Annotated in this window: 11 protein-coding genes and 1 tRNA gene; 5 read left to right on the top strand and 7 right to left on the bottom strand. The window is 55.8% G+C overall.

The features are described 5' to 3' along the window. Nucleotides 1–87: 87 nt before the first annotated feature. From SH139x_RS02235 to SH139x_RS02245, 3 genes are all read right to left on the bottom strand, one after another. Nucleotides 88–1629, bottom strand: coding sequence for a lipopolysaccharide biosynthesis protein (locus SH139x_RS02235; protein WP_488353660.1), 1542 nt, complete (start codon nt 1627–1629; stop codon nt 88–90). 74 nt (nt 1630–1703) lie between these two features. Continuing rightward, on the bottom strand, nt 1704–3224 hold the full coding sequence (gene wbaP, locus SH139x_RS02240; RefSeq protein WP_488353661.1) for an undecaprenyl-phosphate galactose phosphotransferase WbaP: 1521 nt from the start codon (nt 3222–3224) through the stop codon (nt 1704–1706). Nucleotides 3225–3901: 677 nt separating this feature from the next. Next, nucleotides 3902–3974 (bottom strand) — tRNA-Arg (locus SH139x_RS02245). Between the two features lie 334 nt (nt 3975–4308). On the opposite strand from SH139x_RS02245, the gene SH139x_RS02250 reads away from it, so the two are divergent. Continuing rightward, nucleotides 4309–7071 (top strand): NHL repeat-containing protein, encoded by a 2763-nt coding sequence (locus SH139x_RS02250; RefSeq protein ID WP_488353662.1) that lies wholly within the window; start codon nt 4309–4311, stop codon nt 7069–7071. Between the two features lie 28 nt (nt 7072–7099). On the opposite strand, the gene SH139x_RS02255 is transcribed toward SH139x_RS02250, so the two are convergent. Continuing rightward, nucleotides 7100–8413 carry a DUF819 family protein gene (locus SH139x_RS02255; RefSeq protein WP_488353663.1) on the bottom strand — a complete coding sequence of 438 codons (1314 nt, stop codon included), beginning with the start codon at nt 8411–8413 and terminating at the stop codon, nt 7100–7102. A 198-nt stretch (nt 8414–8611) separates the two neighbouring features. Between SH139x_RS02255 and SH139x_RS02260 the strand changes: the two genes are divergently transcribed. Next, nucleotides 8612–9679, top strand: a complete 1068-nt coding sequence (locus tag SH139x_RS02260; RefSeq protein WP_488353664.1) for a thiamine phosphate synthase — start codon at nt 8612–8614, stop codon at nt 9677–9679. Nucleotide 9680: 1 nt separating this feature from the next. On the opposite strand, the gene SH139x_RS02265 is transcribed toward SH139x_RS02260, so the two are convergent. The 3 genes from SH139x_RS02265 to SH139x_RS02275 form a co-directional block, all read right to left on the bottom strand. Further along, nucleotides 9681–10493 carry a ZIP family metal transporter gene (locus tag SH139x_RS02265; RefSeq protein WP_488353665.1) on the bottom strand — a complete coding sequence of 271 codons (813 nt, stop codon included), beginning with the start codon at nt 10491–10493 and terminating at the stop codon, nt 9681–9683. After that, nucleotides 10493–12112, bottom strand: coding sequence for a sulfatase (locus tag SH139x_RS02270; protein ID WP_488353666.1), 1620 nt, complete (start codon nt 12110–12112; stop codon nt 10493–10495). Before SH139x_RS02270 ends, SH139x_RS02265 begins: the two co-directional genes overlap by 1 nt. Nucleotides 12113–12211: 99 nt before the next feature. Next, a complete protein-coding gene (locus SH139x_RS02275; RefSeq protein WP_488353667.1) occupies nt 12212–12907 on the bottom strand; it encodes a TlpA disulfide reductase family protein in 696 nt (231 codons plus the stop codon). A 170-nt stretch (nt 12908–13077) separates the two neighbouring features. On the opposite strand from SH139x_RS02275, the gene SH139x_RS02280 reads away from it, so the two are divergent. The 3 genes from SH139x_RS02280 to SH139x_RS02290 all read left to right on the top strand — a co-directional run bounded on the left by SH139x_RS02280 (nt 13078) and on the right by SH139x_RS02290 (nt 15549). Next, nucleotides 13078–14166 carry a hypothetical protein gene (locus tag SH139x_RS02280; protein WP_488353668.1) on the top strand — a complete coding sequence of 363 codons (1089 nt, stop codon included), beginning with the start codon at nt 13078–13080 and terminating at the stop codon, nt 14164–14166. Then, nucleotides 14163–14873 (top strand): class IV adenylate cyclase, encoded by a 711-nt coding sequence (locus SH139x_RS02285; protein WP_488353669.1) that lies wholly within the window; start codon nt 14163–14165, stop codon nt 14871–14873. Before SH139x_RS02280 ends, SH139x_RS02285 begins: the two co-directional genes overlap by 4 nt. A gap of 214 nt (nt 14874–15087) precedes the next feature. Continuing rightward, nucleotides 15088–15549: a hypothetical protein gene (locus tag SH139x_RS02290; RefSeq protein ID WP_488353670.1), complete on the top strand. Its 462-nt coding sequence runs from the start codon at nt 15088–15090 to the stop codon at nt 15547–15549. The last annotated feature ends 4 nt before the right edge of the window (nt 15550–15553 follow it).

Here is a 15553-nt window from a genome sequence, read left to right on the forward strand (position 1 = left end):
TAATTGACAAGGATACGAGCGCGCGTGACGAGACTCGCAACCGCTCTGCAAGCTCTTATTTTAGTTGCAGGGTTTGAAAAGGTGGCGTTAACTTGTCCCCTCTCTGGACGGATTTAGCCACTTCGATTGGAGCTTGGCCAGCATTTTCCTCGCTTCCCCGAGAAACCGAAAATCTAACCCAGTCCACACCCCGACCGAGCGTCGCGCGAAGAGCCAAAAACTGAGGCACTGAATCGAAACGATGGCTGACCATGCGATTGCCAATCCCTGGATGCCCCATTGCTGCGAGAGCGAAATACCGCTGATAAACAAGGCGATTGACGTGAATATGTTGACCGATAACGCCTTTAAATGATGGCCAGACATCATCAGCGTCAGTTCCGCCGCGCCAACCGAAACAAACACCAATTGACCGATGCTCAGAATTCGCAGGGTGGTCGCACAATCGGCATAATAAGGTCCGAAGATGAGCGTCGCGAGCTGGCCGGGGAAGATCACAATCGGCAGCCAGGCCAACAGCGCGGGGATCGCCGCGAGGGTGGCGGCCGAACGCAATATTCGCTGCAATTCCTGCAAGTGGCCGCGAGCACGGAGCTCGGCAATGGAGGCGATCACGGTCAAGTTGACCAACTGCATCGGCATGCCAATCAACAGCATCAAACGACGGGCCGCTCCGTACAGCGCCACGTCCTCATGCGGCACATTCGCACCGGCAATCCAAATGTCGGCTTGCCCCGTAATGTATGACAAACTCTGGGTCAGCATCAGAGGAAGACAAACGGCCAACAAACCCGTAATCGCGAGACTGTTGGGTGTTGGCTCCTCCGTCGCCGTCTCGCGCGGGTTGATGCGTTGGTGTCCCTCGGCTGACGTCGAGGCTGCGGAACTTAAAGTGGCTAACTGGTGTTCGCTGATGCGGTAGCAGCTGTAGATGGCCAATGGCAGCACCACGCACATTGAAAACGCGCTGCATGCCATAACTTGGTTTAAGGTGGGAGTGGTCAAAAAATAGAGACCAATCGTGAGCCCACCGAACAGCAGGTTGCAAATTGGGCCGCCGAATTGCCCCGTCAGCATGATCGAAACGCGTGAATCGTGAAAGCTGCGAAGTAGGCTGGCGCACAGCTGAATGGTCGCGGCACCGACGACTCCACAGGCGACCAGCGGGGCCAGCACGACGACTTGCGGCAAATCAAACAACCGCTCACCCGCCACCAGCAGAAAGCCACCGCACAGTAAGCCGCCACAGCTGACGCTGAGGATCGCCAACTTGGTACCCTGCCGCAGCACCCGGTGGGCCTGGGCCGCATCGCCCACGCCAATGCTCTCAGAGACAAATCGCACCAACCCCGCGTTTAGGCCGAACATGGCGACGAGCGAAGAGAAGGTAAGAATACTGCCCAGTAGTAAGAAAATTCCCACGTCGGCCGGAGGCAACACTCGGGCCAAGACAACATTAATGCCAATTGCCGTGCCAATTCCCAGCAACCGACCACCCACAACCCAGACGCTTTCCCGCAACAATCGCCGCTGTGTCGGTTGCGACACGTCGGGACTGCCTTCGTCGGTCGCGACCGCTTCTGACGCGGTGGCCGACATGGTCGTCTGCAATGTAGGGGAAACTTCCATCAACGGCGGTTCGGCGGCGAGCTGGGAAGAGCCGGACTGGGAAAAGCTGGGCTCACTGATGTTACGACTAAGAATCAGTAGGCTCCATGACGCAGCAGCACGACGCGAATGGTTGATAAGAGGATGCAGAGGTCGAGCCAAGGTGACCAATTACGCACGTAATAGCCATCCAATAGGACTCGCTGTTCGTAGGTTGTGTTGTTTCTACCAGATACCTGCCAAAGTCCCGTGATTCCCGGTCTGACGCGTTGGTAGAGTTCATAGCACTTGCCGTATTTTTCAATTTCGGCCGTGACGATGGGACGCGGACCGACGAGGCTCATCTCGCCCCGCAGCACGTTCCAGATTTGTGGAAGTTCATCGAGGCTGGTGGTTCTTAAGAGACGTCCCACAAAGGTCACGCGGGGGTCGTTTTTCAATTTATGGTCACGCTCCCACTCGGCCCTTAATTCTTCATTCTCCGCTAAATATTCGGCCAGCACTTGATCGGCGTTGGACACCATGGTGCGGAATTTCCAGGCTCGAAAGCTATTGCCACCGACGCCCAAACGTGGTTGCCCATAAAAAACTGGGCCTTTGGAAGTTAATTTGACTAATACTGCCAGCAACAACAGCAATGGTGCCACTGCCAGCAGAATGGCAAGCGTGAAACTAAAGTCCATCAAGCGTTTGGAAAAAACCGGAATGGGCATCAATAAGCGCTCTTTCAAACGCAGGCCAGGAAACCCGCCGCAGTCTGTCGCGCCCGACCAAAGGCTGGGGAGCCCCGCTAAATCCGGAACAATTAAGCTGTGTGGAATTAACTCGGCACACGAATCGACCAGCCGCAACACTTCCGCTCGCGGCCGATCGGGTAAGGCCACAATGCACCATGTCACGTGGTGCTTTTTGACCAAATTGGCCAGCTGTGAGTTGTTTCCGCAATACGCTTCGGCGGCTGCCGAATCGTGCAAGCGATCATCGATGATGCCAATAGGTTTCAGACCCCAGCTGGGGTTTTCTCGCAGCGAGTTGAAGATGGAAACACCTGTTCCACCAGAGCCGACGATGATTGTCGGTGCGCCCCACCAAAGCGTGCGCCCCAACAGATGTCTGATTAATCCACGTGACAGTGGGATGGCGACCAACAGAAACATCCACAACACGCACAGGTTGAGCAGGATCCTCGATGGGCTGGCGACGGCCAAGCAGGCGGCACCAAAGGCTGCTAACACAATTGAAATCACGATCGTCGTCGATTTGAGCTCGACGGCAGCCGTCAGGCCGATACCCGGATACAATCCTAAGCTGGCGAAGCTGATCAGCATGACTACGGTTAGAATCGCCGCGGAGAGCAACGGATGATCACCAATGGCCATTCCGCCAAGGACTGTTGCCGCCAGCACAGCGACCACCAGCGTGGCGGCATCCGCGAATGCTAATGAAAGATGAGTAACGAGTTGGCGAGCGAGGTTCTTTAACAACGCCAAACGGGCTTTGTCGGCGAATAATTCGCTGCGGGAAACACCTTCGTCGCTGCCAGTCGGTAACTCTTGGACCAGAAAATTTTGGTTGGCTATGAAACCATTAACGGAAGTGAAGCGCGGGACACGCATTGGAGCTCACTGAAAAAAAACGGCGAATGTTGAACACCCGCGCTGAATAATGACGTAGGATTGAGATGAGAGGGGAAGAAAGCGCACTTGCGTTTCTCAGCAAGCGATGCCCCATGCTTTCAATGTGCCCCCTAAGGCTAAGACGCCTATGGTAACCAAAGGGCGCAATCTGTCACCGAATTTCTTTTGGTTCTCAAGAGGATTTCTCGCGGTGTTAAAGAATGGCAAAGGAAGCCGCTGGCCGTTGTGATCTTCTCAGATATTTCTAGGGGGGTGAATCATACCCCTAAGCCCCTGTTAGCGGTGAGTGAATTCGCAGGCGTTGGTCATGCTGGAAAGAACGAGCATTGTAGATTAACTCGTATAGGTGGAGTTTGTTTACCTCTGTTTGTGTATATTTCTGAGGGTAGTTTTTCGCTCAGACCGGAATGTTGAGCGGGTGGAGGGGATTTTTTCGGCGAATCCGAAACGGATGTGGGTGGGAAGATGTGGGCAGGATGATGACTTCGGCAAAAACCAGGGAGAAGATGCCCATCGATAAGCGGGGCGATTTACCTGGGTTCCGGGGAGATTGCCATGGTCCGGTGAGTTAAAGCGATTAGAGACGCATTAGGCACGCGGACATGGAAGGAGTCTCAGCGGGTGTAGTCGCCTCTTTGCGGCTTTCATTTTTGCAGTACCCTGGGCGGGACTTGAACCCACGACCTACGGTTTAGGAAACCGTCGCTCTATCCGCTGAGCTACCAGGGCAAATTGATCATCGGACGCTCAATCCCTATCGAAAAGAGTAGCGAAATGCCGCAGCTGAGCCAAGCCGGCGGCGATTTTCCCCGCTGCAGAAGTTGTCGACCAGCACAGTCCAAATAACCGGCACATTGTGTCAAGGAGTTGGCATTTGCAAGCTGGGACTCTGTTTTTTCTTGCGGACTTTTTGCCTCCAACTATCCTGGATCTCTGGGTTCCGGTGGACTAAATGTCACCGAAAGCAGGGCGGCTTGAAATGACATTCTTTTGTCCGATCACTATCTCTAGTGGATTGTCGACTGCGGAATGGCGACCGCCTGCGGCGAAGTTCGATGGGCTTATGTTCGATCGTAAGAGAGTTTCAAAGTTATCGTCCCGCGGGCTCTGCTATCAATTGCTCGAGGCGCGACGGTTACTGGCGGGTGGACAAATTTCGGCGACCTCCGGCGTCTGCTCTGCGGTCACCGCTCCAGCAAGCGGTCTGAATTCCTCGGCTGTGGCCGAGGGTGAGTCCATTGAGGATGGCGTCATCGCCGGTACGGGAAAACAAATCGTCTTAACTGGAAACCTTCCCCAGCGAGTGCATTTCCAGTCGGCGGATGGTGCGGTGTTGGTTCAAGGATGGCACTATCATCAGGATCTCAACCTAAATAAATTCGCAGCCGGCAATTATTTTTTCTCAGCCGCATCGTCTGGAAATCCAACGAAGAACTATCGCGTCGAGATGGCCGATGATGTCGTCTCCGTTCACGCACTCAGCGACGGAGTGGTTACGCTCAACGGTAGCTTTCCGCGACGCGTCGCCATTTTCAACGCGGCCGAGCAAATACTGTTGGATCATTATGTATATTCGAATCCGGTCAACGTGGCTGATTTACAACCAGGTGCATATGAGCTTTGGCATGCCGAAAGTGGCGTGAATTGGCAAGCCCAGGCACTGGCCGTTTTTGAACGGGGCGTGGAGTTATTCCCGGAAATTGATAAGCGTATTGAGTTTGCGGACGCTGGGCCTCGCAGGATCGTCGTTCAAACTGTCGCAGGAGGCCTAATCAATTCATTCTGGCATTACAGAACTTACCTTGACTTGGCCGATTACGCTCATGGCGAATACTTAATTCGTCACGCCATCAGTGGTGAAACATTTACCGATTTGCGAGTGAGTGTGGCTGGAACAAGTTTCGACGTGGTTGATGTCACGCCTGTCTACTACTTTGTAAACCTTCCGGGAACGCTGCCGCGTCACATTGAGGTCTTTGATGACGGGGGCAATCGTTTGCACAGTCAGTTAGTACATTCAAATCGAGTTGACTTCTCGTTTTTGCCCAGTGGTGCTTACCAAGTACATCATTGGAATGCCGCTGGCGACGATCATTGGGTCCATGAGATAGCGCTTGACGAACGGGGAGTCACGTCGAGTGGCTATCGGCCTGTGTTTCTCGGTGTTGATGCCGGGACTCAGGTCAGCATCTTCGATGCGGACCGTGCGTTAGTTGATCAATTAGAATTTCAGCATCCCTACTATAATCCCGTATCGCTCGGGCCGGGTGAGTATCGTTTTGTGTATACGAACGACGCGAATGAGCAGCGGGCTGTGGATGTAGTCGTTGATGCGGAGTTGCAAGTTACCCAAATAAATGTCGGCAACCCGCATCGGCTGGAGTTGAGTGGCGATTTGCCGCGATATGTCAGCGTTTTTGATGGGCAGACGGGCCGAGTTACCGCGAATTGGCACTATCAGTCGACGCTCAATTTAGGACCCCGAGCGGATGGGCGCTATTTGATTACCCACGCGGCGAGCGGACAGTCGGCAACCGTTTTATCGGTCGACAAGGAAATGCACGGAGTTTTTGCCACGGACTTTACCGGTCGCGTCGATAGTCAGTCCATTCATTTTCCCGGAGCGAGTCGGGCGGTACCGCTGCCCGGCGTGGGGGAGGTTGCAATTATCGAACAGCCGTCTCGCGGGGCGGTAGCTGTTCTTGGAGACGGTCAGCTGCTCACATACATTCCGGCCGCTGCGACTGTAGGGCATGATTGGTTTGTCTATCAACGCGATACCGAGGCGGGGCTTCGCGAAACGCGATTAATGCGAATCATTGTGGGTGATCAACGACCCACCAGTCTGTCCTATTTCGCGCCCGCGGTCGGTACCGTGGGGCTTACGCTGGGCATGCCCGCCGCCATGGAAGCCAATGGTGAGTTGTTTCCGCACGATTTCGTCGTGATCAATCAATACGGTCCTGCGATCGACTACGTGCGTCGTGATGGCAGTATTGGTTGGCGATTCCAAGTCCCGGTGGGGATGTCTTCGGTTGCATTAGATGGCGATCAAATCGTGTTTCCGAACGCCAACCGTATTGGGTTTCTCGAAGTGCAAACGGGACTCTTGACCGACGATTGGCTCGTCACCGCCGACACGGCTTGGGTGCGTTTTGTCAATCCGCTGGGCGGCGGTCGGTACTTGTTGGCAAGGGAGACGCAAAGTGGTCAGCAGATATTAGAAATTCGTAACCGCAACGGTGAGGTAGACTGGACCAGTCCGGAATCAATCTTTCACCCCCGGTGGGCTGCACTGTCAGATGATTTGGTCGTGGTTGCTGATACTTTCAACCACCGCGTCTTTGGTATTCGCCTCGATGCTATGCAGAGCGAGTTTTCGATTCCAACGTTCTTTCCCAATGATGTTCGTTTCCTGGATGCCGACACTATCATGGTGGTGGAGGAACATGCTGACCGAATTTGGACGATGTCGTTGGCTGATGCAGCGCTGGCCAATTTGGCAGGCAGGACGTTATTGATTGCCGCAGCTGGGCGCGAGGATCTGAGTCTCAACGTAAGCGAATTGAGTGCACTCGCTTCGAGCATGGAAGTTAAAGTCGATCCTGATGCTAGCGTTTCGCTAGCGAAGAGTGCCCGTAGCTACGCTGGCATGCAAACGCTCTATTCACCCAACGGTGCCGTGGCGCTGGCGGACGGATCGTTGTATGTTGCCGACACTGACAATCATCGGGTGATTCATATCTCAGCGGAAGGTTTAGTGCTGGGGGAAATCCTGGGCTTTAATAATCCCACGAAGCTCGTGCCGATTATCAGCGCGTTTTAGTTTTAGTCGCTCACTCGCGTCGCAGCATTTAGCTGGCGGCGGATTGCATGAGGATTCCGCATATCCAGGCTCCGTAAGTACCCAGAACGTAGCCGAGCACTGCTAATAGCACGCCGACCGGGGCCAGGGAGGGATGAAAGGCGGCTGCCACCACCGGAGCGCTGGCTGCACCGCCGATGTTCGCTTTGCTGCCCACGGCCAAAAAGAAATAGGGTGCGCGGATCAGATATCCGACCAGAAATAACAAGCCCACGTGGATCAGCATCCAAACTAAACCGACGACGAACAGTCCACGGTAAGTGATGATGGCCGACAGGTCCATCTGTAGTCCAATGGTAGCGACCAAGACAAAAATGAATACCGTGCCGACTTTGGAGGCCCCGGCGCCTTCATAGTTTCGCGCCGGCGTAAAGGACAGCAGCACACCAATCGTGGTTGCTAACACGATCAACCAAAAGAATTTGGAGTCCAGGCTCAACCGCGAGAGCCCGGGCGCTTCGGCGGCTATCCAGGGTGCCACCACATCGGCGATGGCGTGAGCGATCGCCGTGCCGCCAAAGCCGATTCCCAAGATGACTACCAAATCGGTTGTGGAGGGGTTGCGGGCGATCTTAGTGCTGAAGGCAATCATTTTGGCTTGCAGGCGTTCGACGCTGGAAGCATCTGCCTTAAAGATTCGATCGATCGTTTTTGTCTTGCCAATTCCCAGCAACAGAAACATCATCCAAAACTCGGCAACCAACACGTCGATCGTGACCATCACGCTGAAGAGTTGGTCGGAAGGGGCGAAAATTTCCTTCATTGCCACTTGGTTGGCTCCGCCCCCAATCCAGCTTCCCGCCACGGTGGTCATGCCTCGCCAAATCGCGTCGGGACCTTCACCGCCAACCAAGTCGGGAGCAAACATGCTGACGATCAAAATTGCCAGCGGACCGCCGATGATTACACCAACGGTGCCAGTCAAGAACATGATCAAGGCTTTGGGGCCGAGCCGAAGAATCTCCCGCAGGTCAACGCAGAGCGTCAGCAGCACCAGGCTGGCCGGCAATAGATACCGCGAAGCCACTTGATAAAGATTGGACTGCTGCGGATCGACCACGCTAAAGAGCGTCAGCAGCGAAGGTAGAAAGTAGCAGAGCAGCAGCATCGGCACGAATTTATAGAATCGCTTCAGCCAAATGTTTTCACTTTGGCTCGTCCAGAAGACCAACCCTAGCATCGACATGAGGATGCCCAGCACGACAGCATCGTTGCTGATCAGCGCGGCGGATGGGACGATTTCTTCGGTCGCTGTGGCTGGACTGGCTAGGACCGCGGCAAATAGTTGATGATGGGCGTTCATAACGATGACCGTATTGTAGCTGGAGGCAATTATTTGCCGCAGATGCAGGGTGTGTTACTTCGCTCAGAAGGCCGGTATCCAACTGGGCGATTCGCCAGATAATGAGAGACTGGCGGTTAAGCATATCGTAGTTGCCACCGGGTTGTGAGCCTGGTGGACGGTCTCTGCGGTTCTCAGACGGTTTGAATAAGCGGATTTATGGACGATCGAGTTGTATATCGGATTCTTGACGCGGCTGCGAATCGGGCTGCTGAAGGCCTACGGACAGCGGAAGAATTTGCCAGGTTCGGTTTGGGAGACGCGCTGCTGAGCCGACAAGCGAAAGAGTTGAGGCACAGTTTGACCGCCGCACTCGGCCAGCTCGATCGTCAGCAGTTGCTCGCCGCACGCGATACCCCAGCGGACTGCGGCACAGAAATCACCACCTCGGAGGAGACGCGTCGCGAAGCGGTCGAGCAGGTGTTGGCCGCCGCGTTGGCTCGTGTCCAACAGTCGCTGCGCTGCCTTGAGGAATACGGCAAATTAATTTCCGTGGAGTTGGCCGTTGCCTTGGAGCAATTGCGCTATCGCAGCTATACCTGGGAAAAGGACTTGTTGTTGGCCGTTTCCCGGCGGCCTCGTATTGCCAACGCGCGACTGTATGTGCTGGTCGATCTCGCCGGCAGAGCAGAGGACTGGTTGCGGCGGATTGTGCAGTTAGCTGATAGTGGTGTGGATGTGATTCAGCTGCGTGACAAAAACGCCAGCGATCGATTGCTGCAGCAACGGGCAGAGTTGGCCGCCGGCGCTCTGTGCCGGCAAAGCAAAGAACAGCGTTGTCAGTTGATTATCAACGACCGGGCTGACATCGCCGCGGCGGTGGGCGCCGACGGGGTGCACGTTGGGCAGGATGAGTTGACCGTGGCCGCGGTGCGGCGAGTCATTGGTGCGGATAAGCTCGTCGGCGTATCGACGCACAGCATGGAGCAGGCGTTGCGGGCGGTCGACGAAGGAGCCGACTATATTGGCTGTGGGCCGACTTTCCCCAGCCAGACCAAGCAGTTTGAAGCGTTCCCGGGAGTCGAGTTTTTGCGCAGCGTCGCGGCAAAAATTTCTCTACCCTCGTTTGCCATCGGCGGCATCGACGCGACTAACTTGGCCCAGGTTGTTGCAGTTGGCTGCCGCCGCATCGCCGTCGGTCGCGCGGTCTGGCAGGCGGGGGATGTGCCGGGGATTTGTCAGTTGCTGGCGGGCAAATTGGCTGACTCGTTGAGCGAGTTGGATTGACTCAGCCAAGTGCAACGTCCAGCACCATCATGATCGCAAAGCCGAGCATCAGAAACAGCGTGGCCAGATCATCGTTGCCTTGTTGCTGCGTCTCGGGGATCAATTCCTCCACGACGACGTAGACCATCGCACCCGCCGCGAAGCTGAGCGCGAAGGGGAGGACGGGGGCTGCGTAAACAACGACTGCGGCTCCAATCATCGCGGCGACAGGTTCCACCATGGCGGAGGCTTGGCCCATCATCCAAGATCGCTTGCGGCTGAGTCCTTCGCCGCGCAGCGGCAAGGCGACGGCGAGGCCCTCAGGGAAATTTTGGATGCCGATGCCAATCGCCAGCGCAACGGCACTGCCCATGCTGGCTGATTCCAAGCCGCTGGCAATGCTGCCGAAAGCGACTCCCACCGCGAGGCCTTCAGGAATGTTATGAATGGTGATCGCGCTGACCAATAAAATCGACCGCCGCCAAGTGGCCGGTGGTCCTTCGGCAAATTCTTTGGGTAACCCTAAATGCAAGTGGGGCAAGACCTGGTCCAAACCATATAGAAAAGCACCACCCAGCAGAAATCCAACCGCCGGTGGAAACCAACTCGGCCAACCTTGTTCGGCGGAGATTTCAATCGCCGGTGCCAGCAGGCTCCAGTAGCTGGCCGCCAACATCACGCCCCCGGCAAATCCCAACATCGCGTCGAGCAGTTTCCGTTGCACATGGAAGAAGCCGAAGACGACCGCGGCACCGAGCGCCGTGATGCCCCAAGTAAATAGTCCAGCGAGCATCGCCTGCAGCACCGGATGTTGGGCTTGGAACCAGGTGGCCATTATTCGCCGTCGCTATCTTGCGTTGCAACAGGAGGTAGCTGAGGTCTAAGTTCATTGCCAGCCTTGTCGACTGGGTAGACCGCTTGATGTTGCTCGAGCGCGATGATCATACCTTGCATCATCTTGGTCAGTTGTTGAGGCTGCGAGTCGGCTAAATTAGTCGCCTCGAAGGGATCATCGGCCAGATTGAAAAGTTCATAATGGCCGCCGTTGAACTGGATAAATCCGCCGTGCGTTCGCACCTCTGGCAGGGTGTGGTAAATCACTTTCCAGTCGCCATCTCGCCAAGTGGTAAAGTAGTTGCTGCGATGCGGTGCGTGGGGGTAATGCATCAAGAACTGTTCCGCTCGCTGTGGATCGGTTTGGCCGCTTAATAACTCCCGCAATGATTTGCCATCAACGGGATGATCAGCGGGTGTTTGCGTGGAAGTGAGTTCGAGGATTGTGGGAAACAGATCTTCCACCGAGGCGACTTGAGTTTGAATTCTGTCAGCCGGAATGGAGAGTGCTTGTTGCAGTTTATTTTCCGGGTCGGGGCGCGCCCAAGCGGCGATCATGGGAACTCGCATTCCGCCTTCGTAGTGCGCTCCTTTTTTCCCACGCAGCGGAGCGGCACAGGCGACTTGGTGTTGGTGTCCGAGCGGCGCGTCGGAGCCATTGTCACCGAGGAAAAAGATCAGTGTGTTTTCGGCGACTCCTATAGTTTCGAGGTGATCAAGAAGGTCGCCCAGTGATTTATCCATGCCTTCGATCAGCGTGGCGAAGGCTTGCGCCGCGGCCGGTTTTCCCGAGTCCCGATAGTGTTCGGCGAAGCGGGGATCGGAGTCGAAGGGGGCGTGGACCGCGTAGTGGGCAAAATATAAGTAGAAGGGCTGTTGCCGCTGCACGGTGGCTGAGACCAACTGTTTTGCTTCGAGGGTCAATGCTTCGGTTAGAAACGTATCACCGCCGTGATACTTTTCTAAGTGCGGCACGGCGTGGTGCGCGCGCTTCGTTTTGTGGCCGAAGTGTTTTTCCGCGTAATAGCTGCCAGGGGCTCCGAAGGCGGCCCCAGCAACGTTCTGATGAAAACCTAAATTTAAGGGCTCGGCCCCTTCGTGCTGGGCTGCTCCAAAGTGGCCTTTGCCAACATGGATCGTGTGGTAGCCTTGCTGTTGCAACAGGCGGGGTAATGTCACGTCAGTTGCATCAAGACCCGTCCAGTTCCATTGCGGTGGCCCTTGAGGCCCCGCGTTATTGTTCGTTGGATTGATCCAGTTGGTGGTGCGATGGCGAGCCGCGTTTTGCCCTGTCAGCAGCGAGATACGAGTTGGTGAGCAGACGCTCATCGCATAAAACTGGTTGAATCGCACACCATTTTTGGCGAGCTGTTCCATGCTTGGGGTGCGATAAAAATCGTTCAACGGATATCGCCGAGGTTGGCCCTGATCGTCCATTAAAAACGGCACCGAAGTATCCATCACACCCATGTCGTCGACCAAGAAGACGACGATGTTGGGCGTCGGTGGAGCGGCGAGGCAAACTGTCGGTCTGTGCGCGGCCGAGCTGAGGAGGGCGAGCAGGGCCGGAAAGAACCAACTGCGTGGGCCAGTCATGGGGCCAGTCATGGGGCCAGTCATGGGGCGAGCGCCTTGCGAGGTGGGGAATCGAGTTTCCTGATGATAGTCGAAAAATCGACTGCTTGGGCTCAGGCCGTTTGAGCTTATGGCCGTTTGAGCTTAGGGGCAATCGGCGAGCAGTTCGTTGACGCGTTTGCGAATGGTCTCGACGCCGCCGGGGGGCACTCCCACCCAGGTTGCCCGGATGATGCCTTGGCTGTCAACCAAGATCGTGGTTGGATAAGCCATGCCTTGGCCTTGCATAAGGCTGACGAATTGGCGTCGCGCGGTTGTTGTGGGGTCAGCGTAGGTGGGCAGATCGATCTGAGCCGAATCGTAGAACTGGGATGTCCGATTGGCCAGCGTTGTTAAGGACGGGTCGTCGAACGATGCGCAAGTGATAGTTAACAACCGAAAGCCGGGATGTGATTTTATTTCTTGGTGCAAGGCAGCCAACTCGGGTAGCTCGTCACGGCAGGGGCCGCACCAAGTGCCCCAGAAATGAATCATCGTCACTTGGGGTTGGTCGAACGTGATCAGCGTCAGTTGCGAATCAAAAACGCGCTTCGGTGGGGATGCGTTGGTTGGGGATGCGTTTGGTGGTTGAGTGGGGCGGGGAGCAGGGGCGACGAGCGTCACCAATTGCATGTCGGGAGCTTGTTGGCCGACTGCGGGGCTGCTGCCGGAGAGCTCCGCGGTGGGACGGATTCCGTAAGAGGCGGCAGCCATCGTCAGCGCGATCGCAATCAGCCAAGGCAGGCGTGATGACCGACGCGGGGAGGCTGGTTGAGGTGGGTGGTTTTGGGGGCCGGTCATAAATGTTGGGGGCCGGTAGAAATTTCAGAACCGCTTATGGGGCGAGCGGGGGTGCCGGAATGGGGTTGCAGGAGCAGCGAAAGCGATCTCCGCGATATGTTTATAATGCACAGCGGGCGGAATTGACCGCCAGTCTACGCGAAAGCCATCACGATTCGAGCGCCAGTACGATGCGAAAATTAAGTTTAGTCTCAAAGGGTCGCTTGCCCGAGCGCCGCGACTTGCCGGCCAGCTCGGGGGCTGGTGTGCGTTCGGAGTGTAGCAAGTCCTCGCAGTTGCTGTTGTTGTTCATGCTGACGTTGCTGGTTGGCGTTGCATCGTTGTGGGCTGAGCCGTTGTGGGCTGAGCCGTTGTGGGCTGAGCCGTTGTGGGCTGAACCGCCGGTGGAGCGTCAAATTGCCGATCCGCGGATCACCGAAAGTAGTGGTTTGGCAGCATCGCGGTTGCGTCCCGGCTGGTTTTGGACTCACAACGACTCGGGCGATCAAGCGCGCATCTTTGCCATCGCCAAAGGTGCCACTGCCCAGGGCTCTGATGACGCGGTACAGGTGGTTACTGTTTTAGGCGCCGAGGCGGTGGACTGGGAGGACATGGCCGCGTTTCGCTGGCGGGGGCAGCCAATGTTGGTGGTCGGTGATGTGGGGGACAATGCGCGGCGGCGGGAGAACATCGATTTGTATTTCTTCCCAGAGCCCGGCAGCGATGCAAAGTCAGTGCGGGCGAAGCGGTTGACGATTCAATTTGCCGATGGTCCGCGTGATTGCGAAGGGATTGCGATCGACGTCAGCCAGCAGCGAATTTTTTTGGTTAGTAAAGGTCGGCTCCCTTTCGCTGGCGTTTACAGCGTTGATTTACCGACAGACTTCTTTGGGAGCTTGTCTGCGGATCAACCCGCGTCGAGCGTGGCTGAGGAGACTCCCGTCGCGGAGAAGCTTGAGCAGTCGAAGACGAATTTAGTAGCTGGGCGGATCGCTACTTTTCCCGTGCCCATGATTACCGCGATGGACATCAGTCAAGATGGATTGCGGTTGGCCTTTATTACCTACTTCGACCTGTTCGTGTTTACTCGCCAGCCCGACCAGTCGTGGGAAGCCGCCTTGCTGACAAAGCCCCAGCATTATGGCTTGCCCAAGTTAAAGCAAATTGAGGCGGTTGCCTTTGATCAGGAGGGGGCGATTTGGGTCACCAGCGAGGGCCAACCGATGGTGTTGGCCAAGGTGCCATTGAAATCGCCCACGGCAGTTGCTGAGGATCGATGAAGCCGCAGGCTGCCTGCTTGAAAGGGCCTGCTTGCACGTTTGCCAATTCGCAAAGTGGATTCATGAAAGAAATCGAACTAAAGTTTGCCGTTGCAGATCATGTTCTGTTGCGAGAGCGTCTGGATGCCTTGGGAGCCACGGTGGAGGCATCGCCTGAGGCTCATGAGGATATCTATTTTCGCCATCCTTGTCGTGATTTTCGCGAAACCGACGAGGCGTTGCGGATTCGCTTTTTGAATGGTCAACCGCTGGTGACTTACAAAGGGCCGCGGGAGCTTGCCGAGCGGTTGTCGCAAACACCGAAGCAGGGCGGGCCAGAGGGGCAGGGCGGGCCAGAGGGGCAGTTGGCAGTCAATGCGGGCGTCAAAGTTCGCCGCGAGTTGGAGTGGCCGCTGGGGCCGAGTGATCCGCGCGGCGAGTCGATGCAAGCTCTGTTCGTTGCTTTGGGATTCAGCGAAGTGGCTCGTGTTGTCAAGCGTCGAGAGGTATTGCAGGTCCCGTTTGGCGGCCGGCAAGTGACGGTGGCCATTGATCAAGTGGACAATCTCGGTTGGTACGCTGAATTAGAGGTGCTGATTGAGCTGGACAGCGAGCGTGCCGCGATGGTTGACGTGATCAGCCGGTTGGCCGACGATTTGGGTTTGCGGGATGCGGAGCGGAGAAGCTATCTGGAGCTGTTATTGCGAACACTAGGTAGAGAAACTTAGCCAGCAAGCCAGCTAACTCAGCGGAAAGCCCAGCATCAAGCTTGAAGCACAGCTCGGAAAAAGGCCCGAGTTGGAAAAAATTGACGCGGGGCTGTGCGTCGGAGTACAGTCAATGGCGTGAACAGGTCGGCCTGGACATTGCGACGGTCCGCGCTGTTATACTTTGCGAATTACTACGTTCCCCTTCACTCTCTCTACAATTAGGTGAAATCGAATGATGAAGCGAACTTTGGCCGCCTTGGCGGTTTGTGGGTTGTTGACCACGGCGACTGTGTGGGCCGCCGAGAAGGCCGACATCAAATGGGAAGACATTAAGTGCGTGATGGCTCCCAACAAGGGTGCAAATCCGGAAAAATCTTCCGAGTACAAAGACGGTAAAGTTTATTTTTGCTGCGATGGTTGCAAAGGCAAGTTTGACAAGGACAAAGACAAATTTGCATTGCGTGCCAACCACCAATTGGTTTCCACCAAGCAGTACAAGCAAAAGGCTTGCCCACTGAGCGGTGGCGACGTGAACCCGGACAAGATGGTTAAGGTTGGCGGCGTGGAAGTTGGTTTTTGCTGTGGCAATTGCCAAGGTAAAGTTGCCAAGGCAGAAGGCGACGACCAGTTGAAGTTGGTTTTCGGCGCCGATGCTTTCAAGAAAGGCTTCGACAAGGTCAAGAAGGAAGACTGAGTAA

This window comes from Kothea flammea (genome assembly GCF_052161645.1).
Classification (GTDB): domain Bacteria; phylum Planctomycetota; class Planctomycetia; order Pirellulales; family Pirellulaceae; genus Laterigemmans.

What these genes read in the sequence shown, in the direction of transcription:
- SH139x_RS02290 (WP_488353670.1), top strand. Translation starts at nt 15,088, where the DNA reads ATGATGAAGCGAACTTTGGCCGCCTTGGCGGTTTGTGGGTTGTTGACC.
- wbaP (WP_488353661.1), bottom strand. Translation starts at nt 3,224, where the DNA reads ATGCGTGTCCCGCGCTTCACTTCCGTTAATGGTTTCATAGCCAACCAA.
- SH139x_RS02260 (WP_488353664.1), top strand. Translation starts at nt 8,612, where the DNA reads ATGGACGATCGAGTTGTATATCGGATTCTTGACGCGGCTGCGAATCGG.
- SH139x_RS02255 (WP_488353663.1), bottom strand. Translation starts at nt 8,413, where the DNA reads ATGAACGCCCATCATCAACTATTTGCCGCGGTCCTAGCCAGTCCAGCC.
- SH139x_RS02285 (WP_488353669.1), top strand. Translation starts at nt 14,163, where the DNA reads ATGAAGCCGCAGGCTGCCTGCTTGAAAGGGCCTGCTTGCACGTTTGCC.
- SH139x_RS02235 (WP_488353660.1), bottom strand. Translation starts at nt 1,629, where the DNA reads ATGGAAGTTTCCCCTACATTGCAGACGACCATGTCGGCCACCGCGTCA.
- SH139x_RS02250 (WP_488353662.1), top strand. Translation starts at nt 4,309, where the DNA reads ATGTTCGATCGTAAGAGAGTTTCAAAGTTATCGTCCCGCGGGCTCTGC.
- SH139x_RS02265 (WP_488353665.1), bottom strand. Translation starts at nt 10,493, where the DNA reads ATGGCCACCTGGTTCCAAGCCCAACATCCGGTGCTGCAGGCGATGCTC.
- SH139x_RS02275 (WP_488353667.1), bottom strand. Translation starts at nt 12,907, where the DNA reads ATGACCGGCCCCCAAAACCACCCACCTCAACCAGCCTCCCCGCGTCGG.
- SH139x_RS02270 (WP_488353666.1), bottom strand. Translation starts at nt 12,112, where the DNA reads ATGACTGGCCCCATGACTGGCCCCATGACTGGCCCACGCAGTTGGTTC.
- SH139x_RS02280 (WP_488353668.1), top strand. Translation starts at nt 13,078, where the DNA reads ATGCGAAAATTAAGTTTAGTCTCAAAGGGTCGCTTGCCCGAGCGCCGC.